The organism is Gracilibacillus pellucidus, from assembly GCF_033949965.1.
GTDB classification, from domain to species: domain Bacteria; phylum Bacillota; class Bacilli; order Bacillales; family Amphibacillaceae; genus Gracilibacillus; species Gracilibacillus pellucidus.
Window position 1 is genome coordinate 210,184 of the sequence record NZ_JAWZSR010000002.1, and the last position, 25,191, is coordinate 235,374.

The window sequence follows — 25,191 nt, forward strand, 5'->3', positions numbered from 1 at the left end:
CTCACTTACCTCCTACCACATCAATCTTGATTGGGGCATTATTCGGCCGTCCCATATCCGTTCACTTTCCGCTTCTCTAGCCTTCATCTCTGGTTCTTCTAACAATAAATGGAAATTTTTTGTCGGTAGATACCCTAACTGATGTTTCTCACTCAATTTATCTAAATAGTGACGCATACGTTCTAAATTATTAGACTGATTATTACCACCATCAGAAAACGCATATAATACACTTGCTACTGGAATACGCTTAATATGATACTTTTCTGCTACACGTAAAAAGAAATCCCAATCCCAGTAATTACGTACATTTTCATCAAATCCACCGATTTCTTGATGAATCGCTTTACGATATAGACTACCTGATGGTACAAAGGTAGAAAATTTGCGCATTTTTTCAATATCAAATTGATAGGCAAATAAACGATGGCTTTCTGGTACTCTTTTATTATCTAGGGTTTGATAATGAACAATTTCTACATCAGAATAAACCAAATCTGCATCTCCTATATTCGCGACCATCGTTTCTAAATGTGTAGGTAATGGTAAATCATCATCATCCATTAGCATAATAAATTCTCCTGCAGCATATTCGACCGCTTTGTTTCTAGCGTATACATGATAATGATTTTCCGGCAAATCAATCACCGTAATGGTTAAGTCTGGATACACTTCAACAATATCATCTATACTTTCTCCTGCATCATTCACAATCATTACATCAAACGTTTGATAGGTTTGGTCAGCAAGGGCGGCTAATAACTCCGCAAGTTCCCTTCGACGATTATATGTTGCTATCACAACTGTTACATTTGGATTGAACATTTTGTAAACTCTCCTATAAAAAAAGATAAAAGTATGTAAATTTTGTTGACATTAGCCATGACAAAGTTAGAATGATGGCATATAGTAGAGACATATTCTACTTTCAATCTACTAACATCTTCACTTATTATATCTCAAATATTTTCAACAATGAAATCATCTAACCTTAAAAACCTTTCAATACTTTTACAAATTTGTCACAATTCAAACAAATTGACATGAACCTTTTTTGCATAACATATAACAAAGATGGCAATACTTTTCTGTAAAGAGGAAGCGCAATCATATATATAAAGGAGGAACGTTAAATGGCTTTTTTACGTGAAGCAGTTGAGAAACAAAAAATGTATCTCATTCAACAGTTAATAGCAAAAGGAATTGTGGATAAAGATGATCAAGAGGTTTATAATAAACCAATTAGCGAAATCGTTCATGACTATGAAAAGTTTTGTATAGAATTTGATAAACAAAACGCTATTAAAATCACTCGTTACACGCCCCCAAAGGAAAAAGAGAGGCCTAATTACCACTAGGCTTCTCTTTCTTTACATAACTATTATCTTTCACGCTGGATACCAAATCGCGCATTGATTTCACCACGTAAGAGTTGCTTCCGCATCCTTTTCTCTCGTTTCTTCTCTTCTCTAATCATATCTTGTCTAATTTCATATGTTTGAACGCCTTCTTCACGCTTGTTTGCAATATCGATTAATAATTCCACATCAGCGAAAGAATATTTACGGTTCCCTTTTGGCGAGCGTTCTGGAAAAACTAATTTTCTTTCTTCATAATAACGAATTTGCCTTTCAGATAAACCAGTTAGTTCACTTACTACCCCTATAGTTATCACTTTACGTTCTTTATAGGAAGGAGCTTCTGACATGCAATACACCACCTAATTTCAGATACCGTTATTACTTTATTTTAATAAAGTATATCTTTTTTCCATTATATTGCACAAACATTTGTTAGATAATCTAACACTAATTATCAAACACTTATTTTACAACGTCAAAAGTATAGTGTACATGCTGAAAAAGCTCTTTATTTGCATAGTTGTTGCGCTTATCCCTAGAAGGTATAAGGAGGCATGCTAATAAAAGATACTACTAGCGCCACGCTTATATTTTCGTTAGTATGTAACTAAGGGAGTTGAGGATAAATGGAGATGTCAATAACAAAACCAGCAGCTAAATGGTTTATAAAAGAATTAGAGCTAGAAGAAGGAGATGCTATCCGCTTCTTAGCAAGATATGGCGGATTTGGTGGTGTACATAAAGGGTTTTCTCTAGCATTAGAAAAAACCGTTCCCAATAATCCTGGTGCTGAAGTAACAGCGGAAGGTATTCGTTTTTTTGTAGAGGAATCTGATATGTGGTATTTTGACCAAAAGAACTTTCATATAAAATACTCACGGAAGTTTGACGAAGTGGAATATATTATTGAGTAATATGTGTTATGTACATCGATAAAGAGGCTGGGACATAATTAAATAGGAAGAATGAAAATCCGAACAATTCTATGCTAAGCGTAGGCAAAATACGTAGACTCCTGCGGGAATAGCGCGAGCTGAAGATCCACTGTGTGAAGTGCTTTTCTTCACACAGTTAGCAGACCGCCGTGCCCGCGGCAAAGAAAACACTACGAGAGCGTTCTTTGCTTGAGTAGATGTTGCACTTGTGCCCAGCGGGTGAAAGCGAAGTGTTTTGCCGAAGCGATATATTATCATACTTAGATGTTCGGATTTTTCCTATCTAATTACTCTTTTGTCCCAGCCTCTTTATCTACTTATTATTTCAAAGTAATAGTCGCTTTTGCTTTATGATTAGAAAAGTCTAATTGATAACCTGGTTCACCGAAATACGGGAAACCGTCATTTGTCCAGAATAGACGTTGAATACGAGCGTGACGATTATGATCATATAAAGAGTTTTCTGTATTAAAACCTTTATATGGACGCGCATGATAGATTAATAAGTCATAACCATCTTCATCCACACTAAAGCTATTATGTCCAGGACCATATTCGCTAGTGTTATCACTAGATACGAATACAGGTTTTTCTGTTTTTGACCATGATTCAGGATTTAACAAATCACTATCAACATCCGCATATAGCAATCCTACTGCATAGTTTTCATCTGTCGCACTGGCAGAGAACGCAATATAAAGCGTTTGATCATTTTTGATCATTGCAGGTCCTTCATTTACATCAAATCCGATTGTTTCCCAGTCATACTCTGGTGTTGACAATAGCACTTGTTTTTTAATAGTCCATGGATTTTCCATTTCAGCAATATATAAGTTAGAGATTGTATCATTTTCTACTTTTTGTGCCCAAACATAATAACGCTTACCTTGATGTTCGAATGTTGTCGCATCTAATGAAAAACTTTGAAATTCCGTATTGATTTGTCCCTTTTCAACCCACTCACCCTCTAATGGGTTGTCTGCCGCACACTCTAATACGTACGGACGAATTGCCCAAACATCATCTTTATCACCTGCAGCAAAATGGACATACCATTTACCATCAACATGATGAATCTCTGGTGCCCAAATATGTTCAGACATAATGCCTTCTTCATGCTTCCACCAAATCACCTTTTCTTCTGCTTCTGGCAATTCATCAATTGTTTTCGCTCTTCTCAACACAATGCGGTCATACAACGGGTAGGATCCCATAAAATAGTAGTAACCATCTGTATGTTTATATAAGTAAGGATCTGCTCGTTGTTCAATAAATGGTTTAGGATAATCTTTATGTTTTACTACACCTTCTACTTCAACGCTTCCTTTATTTAAAAATTCAGTTTCATTTACATCATTCCATGCGACATTAAACGCTGCCGTAATATTATCCTGTAAATCTACCGAAACTCTTTCCGGCAACTGAATTGCCTCACCCTTTGATACAGTAATGTTTACATCATGAATGCGCTTAACTTTCATTTGTGACATCCTTTCCAACTTTTGATTAATTACTATTATAAACAACTAAACTTGTACTTACAACCTTTTTGTTAATTTTATAACTTGTTTTTTATTTAACAAAACAAAAACCAACAACATAAAGGGTTGTTGGTTTTATACTTTACTATTTTGTTTAACAAATCGACTTATTCTTTTCATTGCCTCATCTAATTGTTTGATGGATGTAGCATATGAACATCGAATGTAGCCCTCTCCACTTTCCCCAAAAACATGTCCAGGTACAACCGCTACTCGTTCTTCTTCCAATAATTTTTGGGCAAATTCTTCTGAACTATAGCCAGTTGCTTTAATAGATGGGAAGACATAAAAAGCTCCACCAGGCAAATGACAGGATAATCCCATTTCATTTAGTGCCTTCACGACGAAATTACGTCGTTGTTGATAACTAGTTTTCATTTCTCTCACACTATCATTACCATTACGTAATGCTTCCAATGCGCCATGTTGTGCCATTGTCGGTGCACACATGATGGTGTACTGATGGATTTTCGTCATTGCTTGCATAATTTCTGTTGGACCTGTTGCAAAACCAAGTCGCCATCCCGTCATAGCAAATGATTTAGAGAAACCTGAGAGGACGATAGTATGCTCCTTCATTCCCTCAATCGATGCGAAACTAGTTGCTGGACCATCATAGGCAAGTTCTGCATAAATTTCGTCAGACAGTACAACTAAGTCATGTTTTTCCACAACCGTCGCGATCGCTGTTAACTCTTCCTTACTTAATACAGCACCTGTTGGATTATTCGGACTACATATCACAATTGCTTTTGTTTTGGGAGTAATCGCTGACTCTATCTGTTGTGGTGTCACTTTAAATTCATTTTCTGCTGTCGCACTAACAGATACCGGAACTCCACCCGCTAACTCAATCGCCGGCCCATAAGAAACGAAGCATGGCTCTACAACAATTACTTCATCCCCTCTGTTAACAATCGTTCTTAACGCAACATCTATTGCCTGACTTGCACCTACCGTAACTAAAATCTGATCTTCTGGATTATAAGAAACAGAAAAAGTTTCTTCTAAATATTTACTAATTTCTTCTCTTAATTCTAATAAACCAGCATTAGCCGTATAAGCTGTATAGCCTTGCTCTAATGAATGATAACTTGCTTCAATTACGTTCCAAGGAGTTACGAAATCAGGCTCCCCTACACCAAGTGAGATCACGTTGTCCATTTTAGAAGCAAGATCAAAAAACTTCCGAATCCCTGATGGCTGTAGTCCTTTTACATGTTCTGCTAAATAGGATTTACTCATGGTGTCACCATGATTCGCTTATCATCATCGTCGCCTTCATCAAATATAATGCCGTCATGTTTATATTTTTTCAGAATAAAGTGCGTCGTCGTGGAAAGTACCGTATCTAATGTAGATAGTTTTTCTGATACGAAGCGGCTCACTTCCATCATTGTTTTTCCTTCAACAGAAACACTCAAATCATACGATCCTGACATTAAGTATACGGCTTTTACTTCTGGGAACCTGTAAATTCTTGAAGCAATCTTATCAAAACCAACGCCTCTTACTGGTGTTACTTTCACATCTATTAGCGCTGCCACACCTTCATATTCATATACACTAGACCAATCAACAAGTGCGGAATAACCAAGAATTGCATGCTCTTGCTCTAATTTTTTAATCATTTCCTCTACTTCAACTGGTGTGATATCCAACATTTTACTAATTGTGTCATTATCCAATCGACCATTTTTTTCTAATAATTTCAACAATTCGATTTCTTTTTGTTCCAATTGATTCACCTTCTTTAGCTGATATGTATACACTAATTACAACTTGTTCATTCAACATTTATCGTACAAAAAGTAAGTGATTAGTTATTCTTCCTAATTAATTAATCATACTACAATTAGAATTAATTTTAAAGCGAGACTTCTAGGGAAGAACGGGGTTTTCTTCCCTAGTTAGTGAGACTTATCAGGATGCTTACTGACCGTTTCCTTCCCTTTAACTTACCTTTCTTCTATACATTCTAAGGAAGGTTACGGACAGTTTGCGCTGTGGTAAAGCGAGACTTCTAGGAAAGAACGGGGTTTCCTTCCCTAGTTAGCGAGACTTATTAAAGGAGAAAACGATGACTATTCATAAAACAGATAAATGGATAAAGGATTTTATCCAACAAAGAAAACAAGATAGAGTGACATCAACATCCTTACATCAAACCATTATTTGCGAACCACTCACCGATTATTTTCATTTTACTCCAAAGGAAGTTATTCAAGAGCACTTATGGCAACATGGCCTTTTTTCACCGAAAATATCCGATTCAGACGCGGAAAAATGGTTGAAGCAAGATTACTTAACAAAAGTCCGCGTTCTCTATCATAAGTGTAGAACTACATGGAATGGCCCAGAAACAGAGATATTTATCCTACCATCCAATGAAGAGATAAAGGAATTGAAGGAATGGTTTAATAGTAATGCTGGGCTTAGTTTTCCTGATAAACTATTTATCTTTTTAAACAAACAGGCTAGTAATCGTGAAATTGCCGCTTTATTTTTACATGAATATAGCCATGTTTGTCGACTTAATCTTTTTCCCAAAGACGAAGTGGAGTATAACTTATTAGACGCTATTATATTAGAAGGAATCGCAGAATGGATTGTACGAAAGAAAGTTGGAAAAGAGTATGGAAACAAACGGATAAAAGAACTATCGGATAACAGTCTACAAGCATTATGGAAAAAATGGGCTGCGCCACATCTAGGCATTACAAGAGACCATCCAAAACATGACATGATTATGTATGGCGGACGTCGTCCCCCAAAAAATACTGGCTACATCATTGGCTATAATATAGTGAAGCGATATATGAAGGAACAGCAATGTTCCATCCGAACCTTACTTGGCACTCCGAATGAGCGTATTGTTGAAACTTGTTCTTTTCTTCATAATTGATACAATTGCCGATGAACAACTGACCACAACCTTCTTTCTTTATTGCATAGTCTATTTAGTAGCTAGATGTAAAGAAAGGAGCAACACAATGTCCCATTTTGATTTCTGCAGACGAAACATCGGTAGTCCAGTAAAAATTGTTACGCGAGACGGTGTGACCCATAGAGGATATATTAATAGAGTAAATCGTTCTAAAGTATTTATTGAACCATTTCAAAGAAGAGGGCTTGGTGGATACGGATACGGTTTCTTTGGTTATGGTAGTGGATTAGGTATCGGTATTGCTCTCGGAGCTATTGCCACTATTGCTGTATTGCCGTTTTTCTTTTGGTAATAACAAAGCAACTGGTTACAATAATTATAAGGTAAAACTGCAATCAGCGGGAGTTTTTGACTCCCGCTGATTGTTGTCAAGTTAGCATCTATAGTCTAAGTGTTAACTAGTTGCTTCTCTATTATTTTTGAGTAAAATAGGTAATCTTTATCCAAAATAATACTCTGTCCAGAAAATTCTCGGATACGAATTACCCCCCATATTTGGTTTACTCCTCTTAGATAAAATTGATCTTTCAAGTATTGTCCTGACTTCAGGGGTACCTCAAACAATCTGCACCTAGTGAATTTCAAGCTAAACAATCGAATTCTCGAATGTTAAAGATTCAAGTTTTTAGATTAGACTTATACAACATAATATTAAATATTAGAATTAGACCGCAAGAAATGAGAAGTACTAGACTCCCACTTAATGATACAGTTTTACTGAAGGAAGGGATGTCTTATGGAAAAACGTTCAATTGGTTTATATGAAGGGATAGCATTATATATTGCCGCAATACTAGGTTCAGGAGTTCTTTTTATTTCCTCCGTCACTGCTTCTATCGCAGGCCCTGTCTCCATATTATCATGGATAATTGTAATTATTGCTAATCTCCCACTTGCCTACACATTTGCTTGTCTAGCACGTGAATATCCGGATGCCGGAGGAGCAGCTACTTTTGTCAGAAGATCATTTGGATTTCATTCTGGAAATATTGTAGGTTGGTTTTACTTTGTAACTGCTGCAGTTGGACAAACAATTGTATCTTTAACTGGGGCATTTTACGTTAGTCATGCTTTTGGATTTTCTGACTTTACAAGAAGGTTACTCGCATTCACCATTCTAATCATTGCTGGTATAACTAATTACAACGGAGTTAAAATGAGTGGTAGAGTCGCATTAATCCTGAGTGGTTGCTTACTATTATTACTTACACTTACTGTTATCGTTTCAATACCGAATATTGATTTAGATAATTTCACTCCTTTTGTGCCTAATGGATGGCATTCAACAGGAATAGCAATAACAGCAATATTTTGGGCATTTTTTGGCTGGGAAGCCATTTGTAATCTTGCGAATCACTTTAAGAACCCCAATAAAAGCATTGTTAATAGTACCTTTATTAGCGTAATAATTATAGGAATATTATTTTTAGCACTAAGCTTTGTAACAATCGGAACTGGGACATACGGAAGTATAGAAAGTGATCTTTCACCAATTGGTGCTATAATGGGAGAAACGCTAGGAATTGGCGCACAAATCGTTACTGCTATATCGGCATTTTTCATTTGTATAGGAACTTCGAATGCATTTGTAGCTAGCCTAACACAACTCGGTTATTCTTTAAGTAGAGACGGTGCATTTCCAAAACAATTATCGCTTATACATCCAACAAAGCAAATCCCAAGACGTATGGTCATTTTTATAATTGGTTTTGCGGGTATCGGAGTTATTATTACAGAATCCTTTACAATGGCATTTAATGATATCTTATTTATCCCAACCTCATTAGGTGTGATTGTCTATATTTTTTCTATGGCTGCTGGTGTTAAGCTTTTTAAAAATAAAACATTACCCTGGTACGCCTCTTTAGTATCAATAATCTTTTGTATCCTTGTGTTACCGTTCTTTCAATTGTACATTTTTGTTCCGGCAATCGTTATTGCTTTATACATTAGCTATATGACATTTCAAAAATGATTTTGTCTTCTGACTAAAAAGCAGGTTGAATATAATTAATTTATACGGGAATTTTCTTACTATACGTTAGCTTCAAGATTCATTATTGATAGGAGAGTAATTTTTCATGAAATCAAATACTCCGTTTTCTTCCGAGTTAATGTGGAACGCAGTAGTTACATGTGATAAAAGATATGATGGAATGTTTTTTTATGCGGTAAGGACAACTGGTATTTTCTGTCGTCCATCTTGTAAATCTAAAACTCCAAATATTGATAATATATGCTTTTTTGAAAATGTTGAGGATGCTATACACCAAGGATTTAGACCATGTAAAAGATGTCAACCTGAACTATCTATTAAAACATATGATCCTCAGCAAGAAATAGTTGATGTTACAATCAATTATTTAAAACAGCACTATCAAGAAAAATTAACCTTAAACTATATCGCTTTCCAAATTGGGGTAAGCCCTTATTATTTAAGCCGAATTTTCACAGAAAAGTTAAACATCAGCCCTCTAAAATATCTAGAATCCATTAGAATTCGTGAAGCTCAGCAATTATTACTGAATACCGTCCATAATAGTACAGAAATTTGCTTTCAAGTAGGATATAATAATTTTTCTAGTTTCTATAGACACTTCAAAAAAAATTGCGGGTGCTCACCATCCCAATATAGATATAAAAATGGAATTAGAAATTAGAACCAGAAACAAACTAGAAAGCTAAGGCATCCTATTATTAAATAAGAAGTTAACTTTTTAGAGGTACCTCTCTCAAGAAACCATTTTTATTTATAGATTCTCCTATCCATAAATTTAAAATATGGTAAACATATTCCCGCTAATGAGCCTATGCTGGTTAAGATTTTTAGGTAATGCTCCTCTATTTTCTTCCAATAACTTCAAGTAATTACGACATGCCCAAGAGCACATTCCATAAAATCGTCTCTCATAAACATTCTTATGGAACGTCATTCCAGCTTAATGTAAGTAATACTACGAAGATTGATTAAATCCCAAACAAATCATTCGATTCTTATCTAGTATTCTTTTATAATTGTGTAAACGCTTAATAATATAAGGAGGTTTTTTTGATGGAGTATCGTCGTTTAGGTAACACTGGTTTAAAAGTTAGTGAAATTAGTTTAGGTAGCTGGCTTACATATGGTGGCTATGTAGAAGAACAAAAAGCAGAAGCATCGATTGATAAGGCATATGACCTAGGTATTAACTTTTTTGATACAGCAAACGTCTATATGCGTGGGGAAGCAGAAAAAATTGTTGGAAAAGCATTGAAAAAATATCCACGAAGCTCTTATGTCCTTGCCACTAAAGTATTTGGTGATATGGGCGATGGGCCTAATGACCGTGGTCTTTCACGCAAACACATTACAGAGCAATGTAATGCAAGCTTACAAAGACTTGGTTTAGATTATGTCGACATCTACTATTGCCACCGTTACCACCAAGATACACCATTAGAAGAAACATTACGTGCCTTAGATGACCTTGTTCGACAAGGTAAAATCTTATATATCGGCGTTAGTGAATGGACTGCCGAACAAATTTCAGAAGCCGTTCATTTAGCTGATAAGAAACTACTAGATCGAATTGTCGTCAACCAACCAAATTATAGTATGCTTCACCGCTATATTGAGGATGAAATCATCCCTGTTAGTGATAAACATGGTATTGGTCAAGTTGTCTTCTCTCCTCTTGCTCAAGGTGTATTAACTGGTAAGTACAAAAAAGGTGAAGCAATTCCTTCAGGTAGTCGCGCAGCCCAAGAAAATTTAGATTTATCTCGTATTCTAACAGAGCAAAACTTAGAACGTGTTGAAGCTCTTCAAGGTATCGCAGCTAACGAAAATCTTTCATTAACTCAATTGGCAATTGCTTGGATACTACGTCAGGATAACGTTTCTAGTGCGTTAATTGGTGCAAGCAGACCCGAACAAATTGAAGAAAATGCTAAAGCTTCTGGCGTAAAATTAGCACCAGGAACCATTGAAGAAATCGAGAATATATTAAAAGCATGAAATTAACTTCCATCTGTGAAGGCTATTGGCCGTAACTCCTTTTCATTATACTCGAAAGGTTTATGGACATTTACACCGTGATAAACAAAAAAGTAACGATATTTCGATTGCAAACCCTGAAATTTCGTTACTTTTTTTCATATTAGCTCGGGTTTTAATTAAAACCTAGTAACTTGGTATTAATTTTTACATTTTTTTCTTAAAGTTATTGACTTTACTATTTCTACTGTTTACTATAGTAGTAACAAAAGACTTAAATGCAATTCTTATCCAGAGAGGTGGAGGGGCAGGCCCTGTGAATCCTCGGCAACAGGTTCTTAAATCGTAATACTGTGCCAAATCCTGCGGAAACAGCATATGCTGAACCGAAAGATGAGAAGGAATTAACTTAGATTATTCGCCTTCTTATCACCTTGGTAAGAAGGCTTTTTAATAAGGAGGAGCAAATATTCATGCTGACTTATGAAACGTACTATGATAGTCCGCTCAATAATGAGACCCCAAGTCCTGATGACCCGACAAAAGGAGCAGAAAAGATTTTAGAATGGGCCTATCAAACATACGGAGATTCCTTAGTCTATGCTTGTAGCTTTGGAGCAGAAAGTATGGTTTTGATTGATATGATTGCGCGTGTTAAGCCTGATGCTAGTTTAGTATTTTTAGACACTGGTTTACATTTTCAAGAAACCTATGATTTGATTGACGAAGTGAAGGAGCGCTATCCACTATTATCTATCGAAATGAAGCAGCCTGAACTGACTGTTGATGAACAACGCGAAAAACACGGAGCTGCCTTATGGAGTAGGAAACCAGATCAATGTTGCTATATCCGCAAAGTAAAACCATTGGAAGAAGCACTTAGCGGAGCGACTGCATGGATATCTGGTTTAAGAAGAGCGCAATCACCCACTAGAGCGAATACCGATTTTTTGAACAAAGACGAACGCTTTCAATCAATTAAGGTTTGCCCTTTAATTCATTGGTCTTGGGATGATGTATGGGATTATATTGAGAAGCACCAATTACCATACAATAAACTACATGATCAAAATTATCCAAGTATTGGTTGTGTTCCGTGTACATCACCTGTCACAGATGCAAGTGACGAGCGTTCAGGAAGATGGGCCAATTCTCAAAAAACAGAATGTGGTTTACATGTGGCACCACCAACATCCAATTAAATTTTTTTACGCTTAAACTCGAGTAAAACTATCGGAATAATTAAAAGAGGTGAATATATTGACATTACAAGTGGTAAACAGTCCGTTTGATGAAAAGCAGACGGAAATACTAAATCAAATTCTCCCAACTTTAACTGATGCACAAAAAAACTGGCTAGCAGGGTATCTAGCTGCTTCACAGGGAGTAACAAACGTAGTACCACCAACACCAACAGTAGAAACTAAGGAGCCTGTTCAAACAAGCACTCGTACCGTCACTATTTTATTTGGGTCCGAAACAGGTAATAGCCAAGCATTAGCAGAACAATTATCGACTCAGCTAAAAGAGATTAATCGTGATGTTACCGTATCTTGCATGGACGATTTTAAACCAAAAAAATTAAAAGAAGTAGAAGATTTACTTATTATTACGGCTACACACGGCGAAGGAGATCCACCTGATAATGCCATTGAATTCCATGAGTTCTTACACGGTCGTAAGGCTCCAAAACTCGACAATGTGAATTTCTCTGTTTTATCACTTGGAGATGAGTCGTATGAATTCTTTTGCCAAACAGGTAAAGACTTTGATAAACGATTAGAAGAATTAGGTGCTACGAGAATTCACCCACGCGTTGATTGTGACGTTGATTATGAAGAATTAGCAGAAGAATGGGCAAAAGAAGTAATCGCCACTTTACAAAAAGATGCAGGTGCTACGAATGCTCCAACAACTACTGTAACACCTACTGAACAAACTTTTTCAAAAAGCAATCCATACACTGCTGAAGTACTAGAAAATATTGTACTTAGTGGAAAAGGGTCTAACAAAGAAACAAGACATATCGAAATTTCACTAGAAGGATCTAATTTCCAATATGAACCTGGTGATTGTTTAGCAATTAATCCTAAAAACGATCCAGCCCTTGTAGCAGCTATTATCGAAGAATTGAAGTGGAATCCTGAACAGACTATCCCTATTAATAAACAAGGGGAAATCCGTTCCGTGCAGGAAGCCTTAACATCCATTTTCGAGATTACTAGACTAACAAAAGGATCATTGGAGAAAGCAAGCACCTATTTCCAAAATGAAAAATTACAACAATTAGTACAAAATTCTGACGAAGTAAAAGCATATATTGATGGTCGAGATCTCTTAGATTTAATCATTGATTACCCACCAGAACAATTGGACCCGACAACTATTATGCATTTCATGCGAAAAATTCCAGCTAGACAATACTCGATTTCAAGCAGCTATCAAGCAAACCCAGATGAAGTGCATTTAACCGTTGCAACTGTAAAATATCAGGCACATGGTCGAGATCGAAGTGGTGTATGTTCAGGTGAAATCTCTGACCGAATTAAACCTGGAGATCAGCTCAATGTTTATGTACACAAAAATCCAAACTTTAAATTCCCGATGGATGAGGCGACACCAGTTATTATGATCGGACCTGGAACAGGCGTAGCACCGTTTAGAGGGTATATTGAAGAACGTGAAGAACTTGAATTAAAAGGGAAAACATGGCTCTTCTTCGGTGATCAGCATTTCCGGACGGACTTCCTTTACCAAGTAGATTGGCAAAGATGGATACAGCAAGGCTATTTAACGAAGATGGACGTTGCCTTCTCCAGAGATACAGATGAAAAGGTATATGTACAACATCGTATGCAGGAAAAAGCAAAAGAACTATTTGAATGGCTAGAAGCTGGTGCACACCTTTATGTTTGTGGAGATGAAAAGAGAATGGCAAAAGACGTACATGATACATTGATTTCTATCATCAGCCAAGAAGGTAACCTTAGCGAAGAAGAAGCAAAAGAATATATCAATCAATTAAAACACGAAAAAAGATATCAACGCGATGTGTATTAAGGGGGATGACATATGGTAAATGATCCGAAGAAACTTGATCCAATGGAAAAACTGAAAGATGAAAGTCGTTATTTGAGAGGTACGATTCAAGAAGGTTTAGATGATCCGATAACCGCTGCTATATCAGAAGATGATACGAAATTATTAAAATTCCACGGCAGCTATCAACAAGATGATCGGGATATTCGTGATGAACGCCGAAAACAAAAATTAGAGCCTGCTTATCAATTTATGCTACGAATTGCTATCCCTGGTGGTGTCGCAACACCTGAGCAATGGCTTGCAACAGACGACTTGGCAGAAGCGTATGGTGATAACACGATTAAACTAACGACTCGCCAAGCCTTTCAATTACACGGCATCTTAAAATGGAATTTAAAAGATACGATAAAAACCATTAACAAAGTTTCCATGACAACTATCGCTGCATGTGGAGACGTAAACCGAAATGTCATGTGTAATCCCAATCCTTATCAATCAGATGTCCATCAAGAAGTACAAGATTGGGCACAAGCCATTAGTGATCACCTATCACCTAAAACAGGTGCTTACCATGAAATATGGTTAGATCAAAAGAAAGTAATCGACTCAAAAGAGGAAGTAGAGCCTATCTACGGAAAAACCTATTTGCCTCGAAAATTTAAAATCGGAATCGCGGTCCCTCCTTCTAATGATATTGATGTATTTTCACAAGATATCGGATTAATTGCGATTCTGGAAAATGATCAATTACAAGGCTTTAATATCGTCGTTGGTGGTGGTATGGGATCTACTCACGGGAACACAAAAACATATCCGCAGCTTGGGAAAATTGCTGGATATGCTCCAAAAGAGAACATTGTCGATGTAACAGAAAAGATCGTTACTATTCAGCGTGATTATGGCAACAGATCGGATCGTAAAAACGCGAGATTCAAATATACCATCGATCGTTACGGGCTTGATTGGTTCAAACAAGAGCTAGCTGAACGACTGGGGTGGGAATTAACAGAAGCAAAAGATTATAAATTTGACCATAATGGTGACAGATATGGTTGGGTCAAAGGTAAAAACAGATGGCACCTTACCCTTTTCATCGAAAACGGACGTGTAAAAGATGAAGATGGCTATCAATTAAGAACAGCATTACGAGAAATCGCCCATATCCATACAGGTGATTTCCGTTTAACACCAAACCAAAATCTAGTTATCGCCAATGCAACAGCACAGAAAAAGAAAAAAATTATTGAAATTCTTGAAAGTTACGGTATTCAAGATGAGAAAAAATACTCTGGCTTACGTAAAAATTCCATCGCATGTGTTGCACTACCTACATGTGCGTTAGCAATGGCAGAGTCTGAACGTTATTTACCTAGTTTAATTACGAAAGTGGAAGACATCCTCGAAGCAGAAGGTATTAAAGATGAGGAGATTGTCATTAGAATGTCTGGTTGTCCAAATGGCTGTGCACGACCTGCTCTAGCAGAAGTTGCCTTTATCGGAAAAGCACCAGGGAAATACAACATGTATCTAGGTGGTAGCTTCACTGGTGATCGTTTAAATCAACTATACCGCGAAAACATCGGTGAAGAAGAAATTTTAGCCATTCTAAAAGAGTTGATTCATGATTTTGCGCAAAACCGCTTAGATAAAGAACATTTTGGCGATTTTGTCGTTCGTAATGGCTATGTAAAAGAAGTATATGATGGACAACAATTCCATCAAGAACCGAAAGGAGTTTTATAATGGTTGTAACGACAGAAAAAGCAGTAGAGACGATTAAGCCACATGGAGGTACATTAATTAATCGAGAGGCAACCGGTGCCGAACGGGATACTTTACTAAAGGAAGCAGAACACCTTTCATCACTAACCATTAATGCTTGGACTATTTCAGATCTGGAACTGATCGCCATTGGCGGATTCAGCCCATTAACCGGATTTCTTGGTAAAAATGATTATCTAGAAGTCGTGGAAAATCTTCATTTAACAGATGGGTCTGTTTGGAGTATTCCCATTAATTTGGCTGCTACAGAAGAAGAAGCGGAGCGTTTAACCATTGGAGAGCGTGTTGCCTTATATGGTGAAGATGGTGTCCTTTACGGAACATTAGACTTAGAGGAAAAATACACGTATGACAAAGAAAAAGAAGCACAATTAGTGTACGGTACTACAGAAGAAGCACACCCAGGTGTAAAAAAACTGTACGAGAAAGGTAATGTCTATTTAGCCGGTCCCATTACCTTACTTAATCGCCCGCGTCATGACGAATTTAAAGATTTTTACCTTGATCCTAGAGAAACACGTCAACTATTTCAAGATTTAGGTTGGAAAACAGTAGTTGGTTTCCAAACGCGAAATCCTGTTCACCGTGCACATGAATATATTCAAAAATCTGCTTTAGAAACAGTTGATGGCCTATTGTTAAACCCACTAGTTGGTGAAACAAAATCTGATGATATTCCAGCAGACATTCGTATGGAAAGTTATCAAGTTATTTTGCAAAATTATTATCCAAAAGGCCGTACTAATCTCGTTATATACCCTGCCGCTATGCGTTATGCAGGTCCACGTGAGGCTATTTTACATGCACTCGTTCGTAAAAATTACGGATGTACACATTTTATTGTCGGACGTGATCATGCAGGTGTCGGTGATTACTACGGAACATATGAAGCGCAAGAGTTAATTGCACAGTACGAGGATGAAATAGATATTCAAATTTTCAAATTCGAGCATGCTTTCTATTGCACAAAATGCAGCAACATGGCTACATCCAAAACATGCCCACATGACAAGGATCAGCACGTTCATTTAAGCGGAACGAAAGTACGTGAAAAATTGCGTAATGGAGAATCCTTACCACCTGAATTTTCTAGACCAGAAGTTGCAGCAGTACTGATTAAAGGCTTGCAAAGGGGCGAGAAAGCATGACAGAAACGAAAAATATTGTATGGCATGACTCTGTCATAACGAAGCAAGATCGAACGAAACAAAATAATCACAAAAGCCCTGTATTATGGTTTACTGGACTTTCAGGATCAGGTAAATCAACGATTACAGTAGAGTTAGAAAAAGCATTATTTGAAGAAGGTATTCGCTCTTATCGATTGGATGGCGACAATATTCGCCATGGCTTAAATAATAATTTAGGCTTTAGTCCAGAAGACCGTAAAGAGAATATTAGACGTATTGGCGAAGTCGCTAAATTGCTAAATGATGCTGGACTTATTACACTTACTGCCTTTATCTCACCATATCAAGAAGACCGTGATAAAGTGAGAGAGCTTTTAGCAGATGGTGAGTTTGTCGAAGTATATGTAAAATGTAGCTTGGAAAGCTGTGAGGCACGTGATCCAAAAGGTCTCTATCAAAAAGCACGATCTGGCGAAATCAAAGGCTTTACAGGCATTGATGCACCATATGAAGAACCAACTTCACCTGAATTAGTGATTGATACCGAAAATAGTTCAGTTGAAGAAGCAGTAGAAGAAATAATTAACTACCTAAAAGGACAACAATATATTTAATTGACCAGCAGGACAGAATACGATTGTTTCGTATTTTGTCCTTCCTTTTGTCTCGCCTCCCCCCCAACCCTAAAAAACAAACTGTATGTATCTTCAAGAAAAAAAGAGCCACACTACTTCTAACAGATGTAGAAAGGACAGATATATATGAAAAAAGTTACGATTATTGGTGGAGCTGGCACAGTTGGTGATATTTTATTGAAGCAATTACACGAAGATTATGACTTGCTTGTTCTAGATAAAAGCATTAAACAAAATACTGCCACTCATTGTTATGTAGATGCTACGGATATGCAAAGTTTAACGGAAGCTATTCCAGAAGATACAGATGTGTTGATTAATTTGCTTCGCATCGAAACTTCTCAAGCTATTGAGCCTACAGAGGTTTTCAATCAGATGACAGATGTCTTTTTTAAGGCGAGCTATTACATGATGTTCATTGCAGACATGTACAAGATACCAAAGGTTATTTTCGCCAGCAGCAATCATGTAACAGATTATTATGAGGAGAATGGCTACTCTAAACTAGGCCGTGAAATCACAACACAGGATTACCCTGCTCCGAAAGGGCTTTACGGTGTATTAAAGATTGCCTCCGAACAAGCTGGATTTATTTTTTCCTTACACACAGATCTGTCTATCCTTAATATTCGTATTGGCTCCGTACCAAATGAAAATGAGTTAGTGGCCATGAAGAAAACTGACCGTCTATCTCGTACATTACTTTCCAAAAATGATCTTGGTAAGCTTTTTTCTGCTGCCATTGAATCAACGATTAAATTCGGAACCTATTATGGGGTATCCAATAATACAGATAAACCATGGGACCTATCCAATACTATTAAAGAGCTCGGCTTTTCACCTGAACGAAAATAATCATTCCCCATTACTTGTACCTACAATTAGGTCTTTATAACCATCCTAAAAACATTTACCACACTACTATGAAACTTTCTTCCCCTTTTATGTCTATTAATGTCGAAAACATAGATATATCCATCCTAGCATGCTATTTTATTAGTTGGATGTAATTTCCTTATAAGATTAATGCTTTTCATAAATTAATATTATAGGTAGGAAGTTGCGCATTTATTATTGAGGAGGAACATATTAAATGACAGATATGGTACAGCAAGAAGGTAGTACACAGAAAAAGCCTAAATGGATACTTATTGTTGCAATTATTGCTATAGTGCTTATTGCCGGTATCTTTACCGTTCAAGCTTTAGTCAGTACTTCAACGAAAGAAGACTACTTCTTAGCAGAAAAAAGCACATTCGAACAACTACAAGAAACATTCGAATCTAGATTCCAAGATGAGCTGGCTTGGAAAGAACATACGAAAGAGCATGCTATTGAAAGCACCTATGAAATCACTGGGCAGACAAATGATCTAGGAATGGGTGAAGCAGGACCTGGTCAGATTATCAATAACGCGAATATTACGGTAGATACAGCTTTAGATACAAGTAATCAAAAAGCTGCAGCAAACATCTCTGCCTCTATGGCAGGCATTGAATTAAACGGAATTGAGACATATATAGAAGAAAATGATGTATATATTGGTTTGCCTTTTCTTGATGACATTATTCAATTCAATGGCGATGACTTAGGGAAAGTTTTACAAGCTGCAGATCCTTATTATTTTACTGGCGAAGAAAACCTAGATTTCAGTACACTTTTCAATGAGGGTCCACTTCCAGAAGAAGATATCGAATATATAAATGAAGAATATGTACAATATTTATATGAAGAACTTCCGGAAGAAGCATTTGAAGGAGAAAAAGAACAAATAACAGTTGGTAGTAATGATGTAAATACAAGTAAAATTTCATTCAATCTATCAGAAGACGAAACAAAAATCATTTTAAAGAATCTTCTTAATAAAATGGCACAAGATGAAAAACTGCAAACGATCCTAATCGATCAAATTTCTTATATGGAGTTCGTTGATAATACCGTTGCAGACGATCAAATCGATTCTTTAAAAGAAGCGTTCACTGAAGCACTAAATCAAGCTGCTACAAATATGGAACAAGTAGCATTCCCTGATGGATTCCAATCTACTATTTGGATAAACAATCATATAATCGTACAACGTGAACTAGATTTCCAGGTGGAATATCAAGGGGAAACAATCGAACTCACTATCGATGGAACAAATGAACAAACAGATGAAAATCAAACAATGACCTATAACATCACATTAAATGATGGTTATACGGAAGAAACAGCAACAGTTCAATTGGATTTAACAGATAATGATGGTGAAACAGAAGATATCATTTCCTTTTCTGCATCTGATGTAGCCTTGACTATCGAACTAAACCAAGAGAAGCAAGATGACGGAAATAAGAATTTTGAGCGCAGTATCTCCGTTACAGAATTTGGCGTTCCTGTATTCGCACTTTATTGGCTAGGTGATGCTCATTATGAAAAGGATCAAATGACGGTTGATCATACGTTTTATGCAGAAGACGGATTTACGTTCAATCAAGATACATTGTCAATCTTCGTCACAGAAGAAGGAACAACAACTGATAACATCGACATCCCAAGTTCTGATCAAGTGACAGATCTCGGTGATATGACTGGAGACGAAATCTTTGATTATCTTGAAACAGACGTTGCAGATCAACTAGATATATGGCTCAATTCATTTATGGGACCAGGTATGTTCTAATCTATTGAAACAAAGTGAGACTTCAATCAATGGGAGTTTAAAACTCTCATTGATTGTTAGCGTTCGTTTATCCTCTCTCCTATCTTGAAACAGAGGGTTATGGGCGATTTCACCATGATAAAAGCAGGTGACATATATGCAATTTCTTAAACATATCGTTTTATTTATTAAAAATAATCTAACACAACTTAGGAGGAAGTGGTTATCACTTCCTCTTCTTCTACTGTCTCCACTCCTTCTACTTGGACTTTTAGCGTTTATCATCATTTCCACGTTGGATGTGGGGGAAGATAATTCGATTGAAATTGGACTTGTAGATTTAGACCAATCAGAAGAAACAGATCTGATTGTTACATTATTAGAAGAGTCATCTCAAATAGGCGATTATATGGAAATGAAAAGAATGGACCAATCAGATGCGGAGAAGTCTATTAAAAATAATCAGATCAGTTCTTACATTCTATTTCCAGATAACTTTTTTCAGAAAATGATAGATGGTGAAAGATCACAACTATCTATTATTGGTAACCCTGATCAACCAGTTGAAAGTGAGCTTGTGAATGAATTAGTCGAGACCGTTACACGACACATTCGCAGTTCACAAGCGAATATTTTAACGATAAACTATTATGCAAAACAGCTACATATGGAGGATGAGGAAAGAACATCCCTACTATTAGAACAGTTTGTTAACTATTTCTTCTACGTACTTGGTGGAGATACCGCTGTGAAAGAAAATCAAGTGACGAATAATGCAACCAATTCTCCTATTCTCTATTTTAGTATTGCAGGATGGTTTTCATTAGTGACGATTTGGTTATTCTTGATCTACTCGCTATTACATAAAGACAATAGTAGAAACCTGAAAAAACGAATGAAGCTTTATGGTGTGACAGACTTGGAACAGAAAATCGCCAATAGTGTTGTAACGCTTTTTATAACAGCCATTTTAGCGATAATATCTTTTCGTTTTTTAGCGTATTTCTTTGAGGAAATAAGTATTGCAGCAGAAAATTATGGGAGAGTTAGCTTATTAGTTCTTTTACATAGCATCATCTTTTTACAATGCTTAATATTGCTCGATTGGGTGATTTCTTCTACTAAATTAACGGTGCTCATACAAACCCTTTTCACGGGAATCGTCATTTTATTTAGTGGAGCACTTATTCCAAAGATTTATTTTCCTCGTTATTTAGAAGAGGCTTTTACTTTTAGTTTTTCCCACCAATCTTTTCATTGGGTAGAGCAAATCATCCTAAATGGTAGGTATTATGCTGAATTACAACCATTAATGTGGACCGCTATTATCGGTTCGCTGATACTTGCTATCTTTTCTTTCGGAAAGGAGCGTATCTCTTCATGAAAGATATTATATATACTCGTTTCCTATTGTTGAAAAAACAATCGTTTAGTCTTACTTGCTGGATTTTACTTCCGTTACTTGTTACGGTCGGTTTTGTTTATATTGCTGAAACGGCACAAGATGATATGAATGTTCCGATCGGTATGGTATTGGAGGAAGATTCTTCAGCATCTCACTTATTATTAGAAGCGATCGAAGATTCCTCCCTTGTATCTGTGACATCATTATCAGAGCGTGAGGCCATTCGCAAATTAGAACAGCATGAGTTGGACAGTGTGTTTATTATTCGAGCAGGTTATGAGGAAAACATCCATAATGGAAATAGAAAAAACGTATTAACCAGTTATTATTCCGATCGCTCCTTTGCCTATACTCCTGTAAGAGAAATGATCGTCTCCATCATCCAACAGGACACTGGAAGAAGCAAAGCAGCAGATGCTGTTATGAATTTAGAGCGGCAATTAAACGGAGAACAAAATTGGGCAATAGATGAAATAATCGAAAAATCTAGACAAATAGAACAAGAAGAAGATTTATTACAAAATGAGTTCCGTTATGACACTGATTCAGAACCAATCGCCCCTTCCAATACTTTATGGAATCCATGGATCATTTGGGCTTTTGCTACCATGTTAGTGACGATATTACTATTTGATTGGGTCATCAAAGAACAGAAAACTAAAGTGCGTGTGCGCTTCCCTTTTACCAAAATAACGTATCCAGCCTATATGCTCATGAATGTATTTATTTATCTAATTGGGCTTTTGTTCATTGATTTGATTACTGCACTAGTTTTCTACTTTGTCTATCAAGTAACCATCAACATCTTATCACTCGTAACCTTTCGAATGATGATCTGTTTATTTGCTTTCTTATTTGTTAGCCTTATTCGACATGCATATGCAAGCTATGTGGCTGCTATTATGTGGACACTTGTACTAATCGTCATAAGTGGAACGTTTCTGCCATTTAGCCCAAACAACCAATTGTTACAATGGCTCAATCCATTACGTCACTTCTTAAATGGGGAACCTACTACCTTTTGGCTTGGTATTTGTGTCATCGGAATGATTATATGGTATGTGAAAGAGGGGAAAAAATATGCTTAAGGTGACGAATATCACCAAAAAATATCCTAAAAAAATAGTTTTAGACCCGTTATCTTTCGAGATAGAACGAGGAGAAATTGTAGGACTAGTCGGTGAAAACGGTGCCGGAAAATCCACGTTACTCCAAATACTAGCAACAACACTGAAGCCAACATCAGGTGACATTTACTTTAACGAATGGAGCTATCAAAAATATAAGTCAAAAATCCGTAGAAAAATCGGCTTTGTTCCGCAAGATATTGCAGTTTGGGAAGAACTCACAGTGAAAGAGAATATGGTGTTTTTTGAAAAGCTAGCTTGGGAGAATAAATCAACTTCTCAATTACAACAAATATGCCAAGACATGCATTTAGATCGCTGGCAGGATCCTGTAAAAAATCTATCTGGGGGAATGAAGCGAAAACTCAATCTGGCTATTAGCTTCATTCACGACCCAGATTTACTCTTGTTAGATGAACCGACTGTAGGAATCGATTTAAAATCTAGAAAGGAAATTGGTGCCTATTTGCGTGAACAAGCAACAACACACAACAAAACGATTATCTACACCTCACATGACATGGATGAAATAACGGCACTTTGCGACCGCATTATTACGATTGGAAAAGACCCATTCTATAAAGATTTATTAAAAGAAGCTGGCAAAGAGGTGCTTTCATTTTAAGTCAGGCAATTATAATCAAAGTACTCGATTTCTTGAGACTCTGAGCTAGGTAAGCACACAAATTTTATATTGTCTTTACTATTCAAAAAAGCTATTCCGCTTTCATCCACGGAATAGCTTTTTCTCATTATTTGTTGTTTACTGGTTTCTTCCAAAAACCAACCATTAATGCGGAGATAATCGTACCGACCAAAATAGATAGGACATATAGCCATGGACTTCCCTCAACTGCTGGAATTACGAAGATTCCACCATGTGGCGCTGGTAAACCAGTACCGAAGTACATTGCTAATCCACCAGCAACAGCTGAACCGACAACCATAGACGGAATTACTCGTCCTGGGTCTGCTGCTGCAAATGGAATCGCACCTTCCGAAATAAAGAATGCACCTAAAGCATAGTTTGTCTTACCTGCATCACGTTGTTCTTGTGTAAACTTGTTACGGAAAATTGTTGTTGCAAGAGCTAATGCTAATGGTGGTACCATACCACCTGCCATAACTGCTGCATGTGGACCTAATAGTCCTGCATCAATCATTGCAATACCGAACGTAAAGGCAGTTTTATTAATCGGACCACCCATATCAATTGCCATCATTCCACCTAGGATTAAGCCTAGTAATAATACATTCGCTCCCGTTAAACCACCTAACCATGATTCTAGAGCAGACATAAGCGAAGCGATTGGACCTATGATAAGGTGCATAAGCACTCCGGTAATAAAGATGTTAATCACCGGGAAGAACAGGATTGTTTTAATACCGTCAAATGTTTTTGGCAAGTGAGCTAATACTTTCTTCACCCCTACTGCTACATAACCACCTAGGAAACCGGCAATTAAACCACCAAGGAATCCTGCATCACCAGCAAACGCCATAAATCCACCGATCATTGCTGGAGCAAAACCTGGTCGATCGGCAATACTCATACCAATGAAACCAGCTAATACTGCCACCATTAAGCCAAATGCATACTCTGAACCAATATCATTGATTAGCGCAGCAAACGCATTGTAACTTGGATCTGATGGGTCTGCTGAATTGATTCCAAAGAAGAAGGAAATAGCGATTAGTACCCCACCACCAACAACAAATGGTAGCATATTAGATACACCGTTCATTAAGTGCTTATAGAAAGAAGATCCTGCTGAGCTCGAACTAGAAGATGTTTCTCCACTTCCTTCTGCTTGATAAACAGGTGCTTCACCTTTTAATGCTGTATCGATTAATTCTTCTGTTTTACGAATACCGTCTGTTACACCACGGCGCAGAACTTGTTTACCAGCAAAACGATCCATTTCAATCTTCGTATCTGCTGCAACGATAATCGCTTTAGCGTTTTTAATTTCTTCATCTGTTAAACGGCCTTTGACACCGTCTGAACCGTTTGTTTCTACCTTAATTGATACACCTAATTCTTCTGCTTTCGCTTTCAATGCATCAGCTGCCATATATGTGTGGGCAATACCTGTTGGACAACCTGTAACAGCTAATAGTTCTGGTCCAGAAGAAGCTTCTGTGCTTGTTGACGCCGCTTCTTTTGCTTCCTCTTCTTGTTTACCAAGCTTTTCTTCTTCTTTCGCATCAATAATTCGTAAAATTTCATCCTCATTTGATGCTTCCATTAGTTGATTACGAAAATCTTCATCAATTAACAATGTCGAAAGTCTTGATAATGTTTGTAAGTGGTCATTGTTTGCTCCTTCACTCGCAGCAATCATAAAGAATAGATGTGCTGGCTGGCCATCCAATGATTCATAGTCTAGTCCAGCTTTTGATCTTGCAAAAGCAATCGCAGGTGTTGCTACTGCACTTGTTTTTGCGTGGGGAATTGCTACTGTCTCCCCGATACCTGTACTACTTTGGTTCTCTCTATCCCAAATTGCTTGAACAAATTGCTGTTTATCTTGCAAGTAATTACCGTCAGCTAATTTTGTAGCAATTTCTTCAATAATTTCATCTTTTGACTGCGCCTTCGCATCCATAATAACGATATTACGCTTTAAAAGCTCTGTTATTTTCATAGCTTCCATCCTTTCTTCAAA

Annotated in this window: 23 protein-coding genes and 1 riboswitch; of the genes, 17 read left to right on the plus strand and 6 right to left on the minus strand. The window is 36.9% G+C overall.

Annotated elements, in window-relative coordinates; all coding sequences use genetic code 11:
* Positions 1–12: 12 nt before the first annotated feature.
* Positions 13–825 (minus strand): glycosyltransferase family 2 protein, encoded by an 813-nt coding sequence (locus tag SH601_RS04365; protein ID WP_319957030.1) that lies wholly within the window; start codon positions 823–825, stop codon positions 13–15.
* Positions 826–1,133: 308 nt separating this feature from the next.
* On the opposite strand from SH601_RS04365, the gene SH601_RS04370 reads away from it, so the two are divergent.
* Positions 1,134–1,358 (plus strand): Fur-regulated basic protein FbpA, encoded by a 225-nt coding sequence (locus tag SH601_RS04370; protein ID WP_319957031.1) that lies wholly within the window; start codon positions 1,134–1,136, stop codon positions 1,356–1,358.
* 23 nt (positions 1,359–1,381) lie between these two features.
* On the opposite strand, the gene SH601_RS04375 is transcribed toward SH601_RS04370, so the two are convergent.
* Positions 1,382–1,708 (minus strand): MerR family transcriptional regulator, encoded by a 327-nt coding sequence (locus SH601_RS04375; protein WP_319957032.1) that lies wholly within the window; start codon positions 1,706–1,708, stop codon positions 1,382–1,384.
* A gap of 279 nt (positions 1,709–1,987) precedes the next feature.
* Here SH601_RS04375 and SH601_RS04380 point away from each other — a divergent pair, with 279 nt between their 5' ends.
* On the plus strand, positions 1,988–2,275 hold the full coding sequence (locus SH601_RS04380) for a HesB/YadR/YfhF family protein (RefSeq protein ID WP_319957033.1): 288 nt from the start codon (positions 1,988–1,990) through the stop codon (positions 2,273–2,275).
* A 341-nt stretch (positions 2,276–2,616) separates the two neighbouring features.
* Here the strand turns inward: SH601_RS04380 and SH601_RS04385 are convergent, their stop codons facing one another.
* From SH601_RS04385 to SH601_RS04395, 3 genes are all read right to left on the minus strand, one after another.
* Positions 2,617–3,777 carry a family 43 glycosylhydrolase gene (locus tag SH601_RS04385; RefSeq protein WP_319957034.1) on the minus strand — a complete coding sequence of 387 codons (1,161 nt, stop codon included), beginning with the start codon at positions 3,775–3,777 and terminating at the stop codon, positions 2,617–2,619.
* Between the two features lie 135 nt (positions 3,778–3,912).
* A complete protein-coding gene (locus tag SH601_RS04390) occupies positions 3,913–5,082 on the minus strand; it encodes an aminotransferase (RefSeq protein WP_319957035.1) in 1,170 nt (389 codons plus the stop codon).
* Entirely contained in the window at positions 5,079–5,576 is a 498-nt protein-coding gene (locus SH601_RS04395; protein WP_319957036.1) for an Lrp/AsnC family transcriptional regulator, read from the minus strand. Before SH601_RS04395 ends, SH601_RS04390 begins: the two co-directional genes overlap by 4 nt.
* A 341-nt stretch (positions 5,577–5,917) precedes the next feature.
* Here SH601_RS04395 and SH601_RS04400 point away from each other — a divergent pair, with 341 nt between their 5' ends.
* The 15 genes from SH601_RS04400 to SH601_RS04470 all read left to right on the plus strand — a co-directional run bounded on the left by SH601_RS04400 (position 5,918) and on the right by SH601_RS04470 (position 23,147).
* Entirely contained in the window at positions 5,918–6,742 is an 825-nt protein-coding gene (locus SH601_RS04400; RefSeq protein ID WP_319957037.1) for a DUF2268 domain-containing putative Zn-dependent protease, read from the plus strand.
* A gap of 88 nt (positions 6,743–6,830) precedes the next feature.
* Complete coding sequence (locus SH601_RS04405; RefSeq protein ID WP_319957038.1) at positions 6,831–7,076, plus strand: hypothetical protein; 246 nt, start codon at positions 6,831–6,833, stop codon at positions 7,074–7,076.
* Positions 7,077–7,520: 444 nt separating this feature from the next.
* On the plus strand, positions 7,521–8,759 hold the full coding sequence (locus SH601_RS04410; RefSeq protein ID WP_319957039.1) for an APC family permease: 1,239 nt from the start codon (positions 7,521–7,523) through the stop codon (positions 8,757–8,759).
* 106 nt (positions 8,760–8,865) lie between these two features.
* Positions 8,866–9,444 (plus strand): bifunctional transcriptional activator/DNA repair enzyme AdaA, encoded by a 579-nt coding sequence (locus SH601_RS04415; protein ID WP_319957040.1) that lies wholly within the window; start codon positions 8,866–8,868, stop codon positions 9,442–9,444.
* A gap of 392 nt (positions 9,445–9,836) precedes the next feature.
* Positions 9,837–10,781, plus strand: coding sequence for an aldo/keto reductase family protein (locus tag SH601_RS04420; RefSeq protein WP_319957041.1), 945 nt, complete (start codon positions 9,837–9,839; stop codon positions 10,779–10,781).
* Positions 10,782–11,044: 263 nt separating this feature from the next.
* Positions 11,045–11,160, plus strand: a riboswitch (SAM riboswitch).
* A gap of 73 nt (positions 11,161–11,233) precedes the next feature.
* Complete coding sequence (locus tag SH601_RS04425; protein ID WP_319957042.1) at positions 11,234–11,962, plus strand: phosphoadenylyl-sulfate reductase; 729 nt, start codon at positions 11,234–11,236, stop codon at positions 11,960–11,962.
* A gap of 58 nt (positions 11,963–12,020) precedes the next feature.
* Positions 12,021–13,820, plus strand: coding sequence for an assimilatory sulfite reductase (NADPH) flavoprotein subunit (locus tag SH601_RS04430; protein ID WP_319957043.1), 1,800 nt, complete (start codon positions 12,021–12,023; stop codon positions 13,818–13,820).
* 12 nt (positions 13,821–13,832) lie between these two features.
* Complete coding sequence (cysI, locus tag SH601_RS04435) at positions 13,833–15,545, plus strand: assimilatory sulfite reductase (NADPH) hemoprotein subunit (protein ID WP_319957044.1); 1,713 nt, start codon at positions 13,833–13,835, stop codon at positions 15,543–15,545.
* Positions 15,545–16,732, plus strand: a complete 1,188-nt coding sequence (gene sat, locus SH601_RS04440) for a sulfate adenylyltransferase (protein ID WP_319957045.1) — start codon at positions 15,545–15,547, stop codon at positions 16,730–16,732. Before cysI ends, sat begins: the two co-directional genes overlap by 1 nt.
* Positions 16,729–17,328 (plus strand): adenylyl-sulfate kinase, encoded by a 600-nt coding sequence (gene cysC, locus SH601_RS04445; protein ID WP_319957046.1) that lies wholly within the window; start codon positions 16,729–16,731, stop codon positions 17,326–17,328. The genes sat and cysC overlap by 4 nt, the downstream gene beginning before the upstream one ends.
* A gap of 147 nt (positions 17,329–17,475) precedes the next feature.
* On the plus strand, positions 17,476–18,204 hold the full coding sequence (locus tag SH601_RS04450) for an NAD-dependent epimerase/dehydratase family protein (protein ID WP_319957047.1): 729 nt from the start codon (positions 17,476–17,478) through the stop codon (positions 18,202–18,204).
* Between the two features lie 238 nt (positions 18,205–18,442).
* On the plus strand, positions 18,443–20,011 hold the full coding sequence (locus SH601_RS04455; RefSeq protein ID WP_319957048.1) for a DUF6583 family protein: 1,569 nt from the start codon (positions 18,443–18,445) through the stop codon (positions 20,009–20,011).
* A gap of 136 nt (positions 20,012–20,147) precedes the next feature.
* Positions 20,148–21,374: an ABC transporter permease gene (locus tag SH601_RS04460; RefSeq protein WP_319957049.1), complete on the plus strand. Its 1,227-nt coding sequence runs from the start codon at positions 20,148–20,150 to the stop codon at positions 21,372–21,374.
* Positions 21,371–22,483: an ABC transporter permease gene (locus tag SH601_RS04465; protein WP_319957050.1), complete on the plus strand. Its 1,113-nt coding sequence runs from the start codon at positions 21,371–21,373 to the stop codon at positions 22,481–22,483. The genes SH601_RS04460 and SH601_RS04465 overlap by 4 nt, the downstream gene beginning before the upstream one ends.
* Entirely contained in the window at positions 22,476–23,147 is a 672-nt protein-coding gene (locus tag SH601_RS04470; protein WP_319957051.1) for an ABC transporter ATP-binding protein, read from the plus strand. Before SH601_RS04465 ends, SH601_RS04470 begins: the two co-directional genes overlap by 8 nt.
* 127 nt (positions 23,148–23,274) lie before the next feature.
* On the opposite strand, the gene SH601_RS04475 is transcribed toward SH601_RS04470, so the two are convergent.
* Positions 23,275–25,170: a PTS fructose transporter subunit IIABC gene (locus tag SH601_RS04475; protein ID WP_319957052.1), complete on the minus strand. Its 1,896-nt coding sequence runs from the start codon at positions 25,168–25,170 to the stop codon at positions 23,275–23,277.
* Positions 25,171–25,191: the final 21 nt, after the last annotated feature.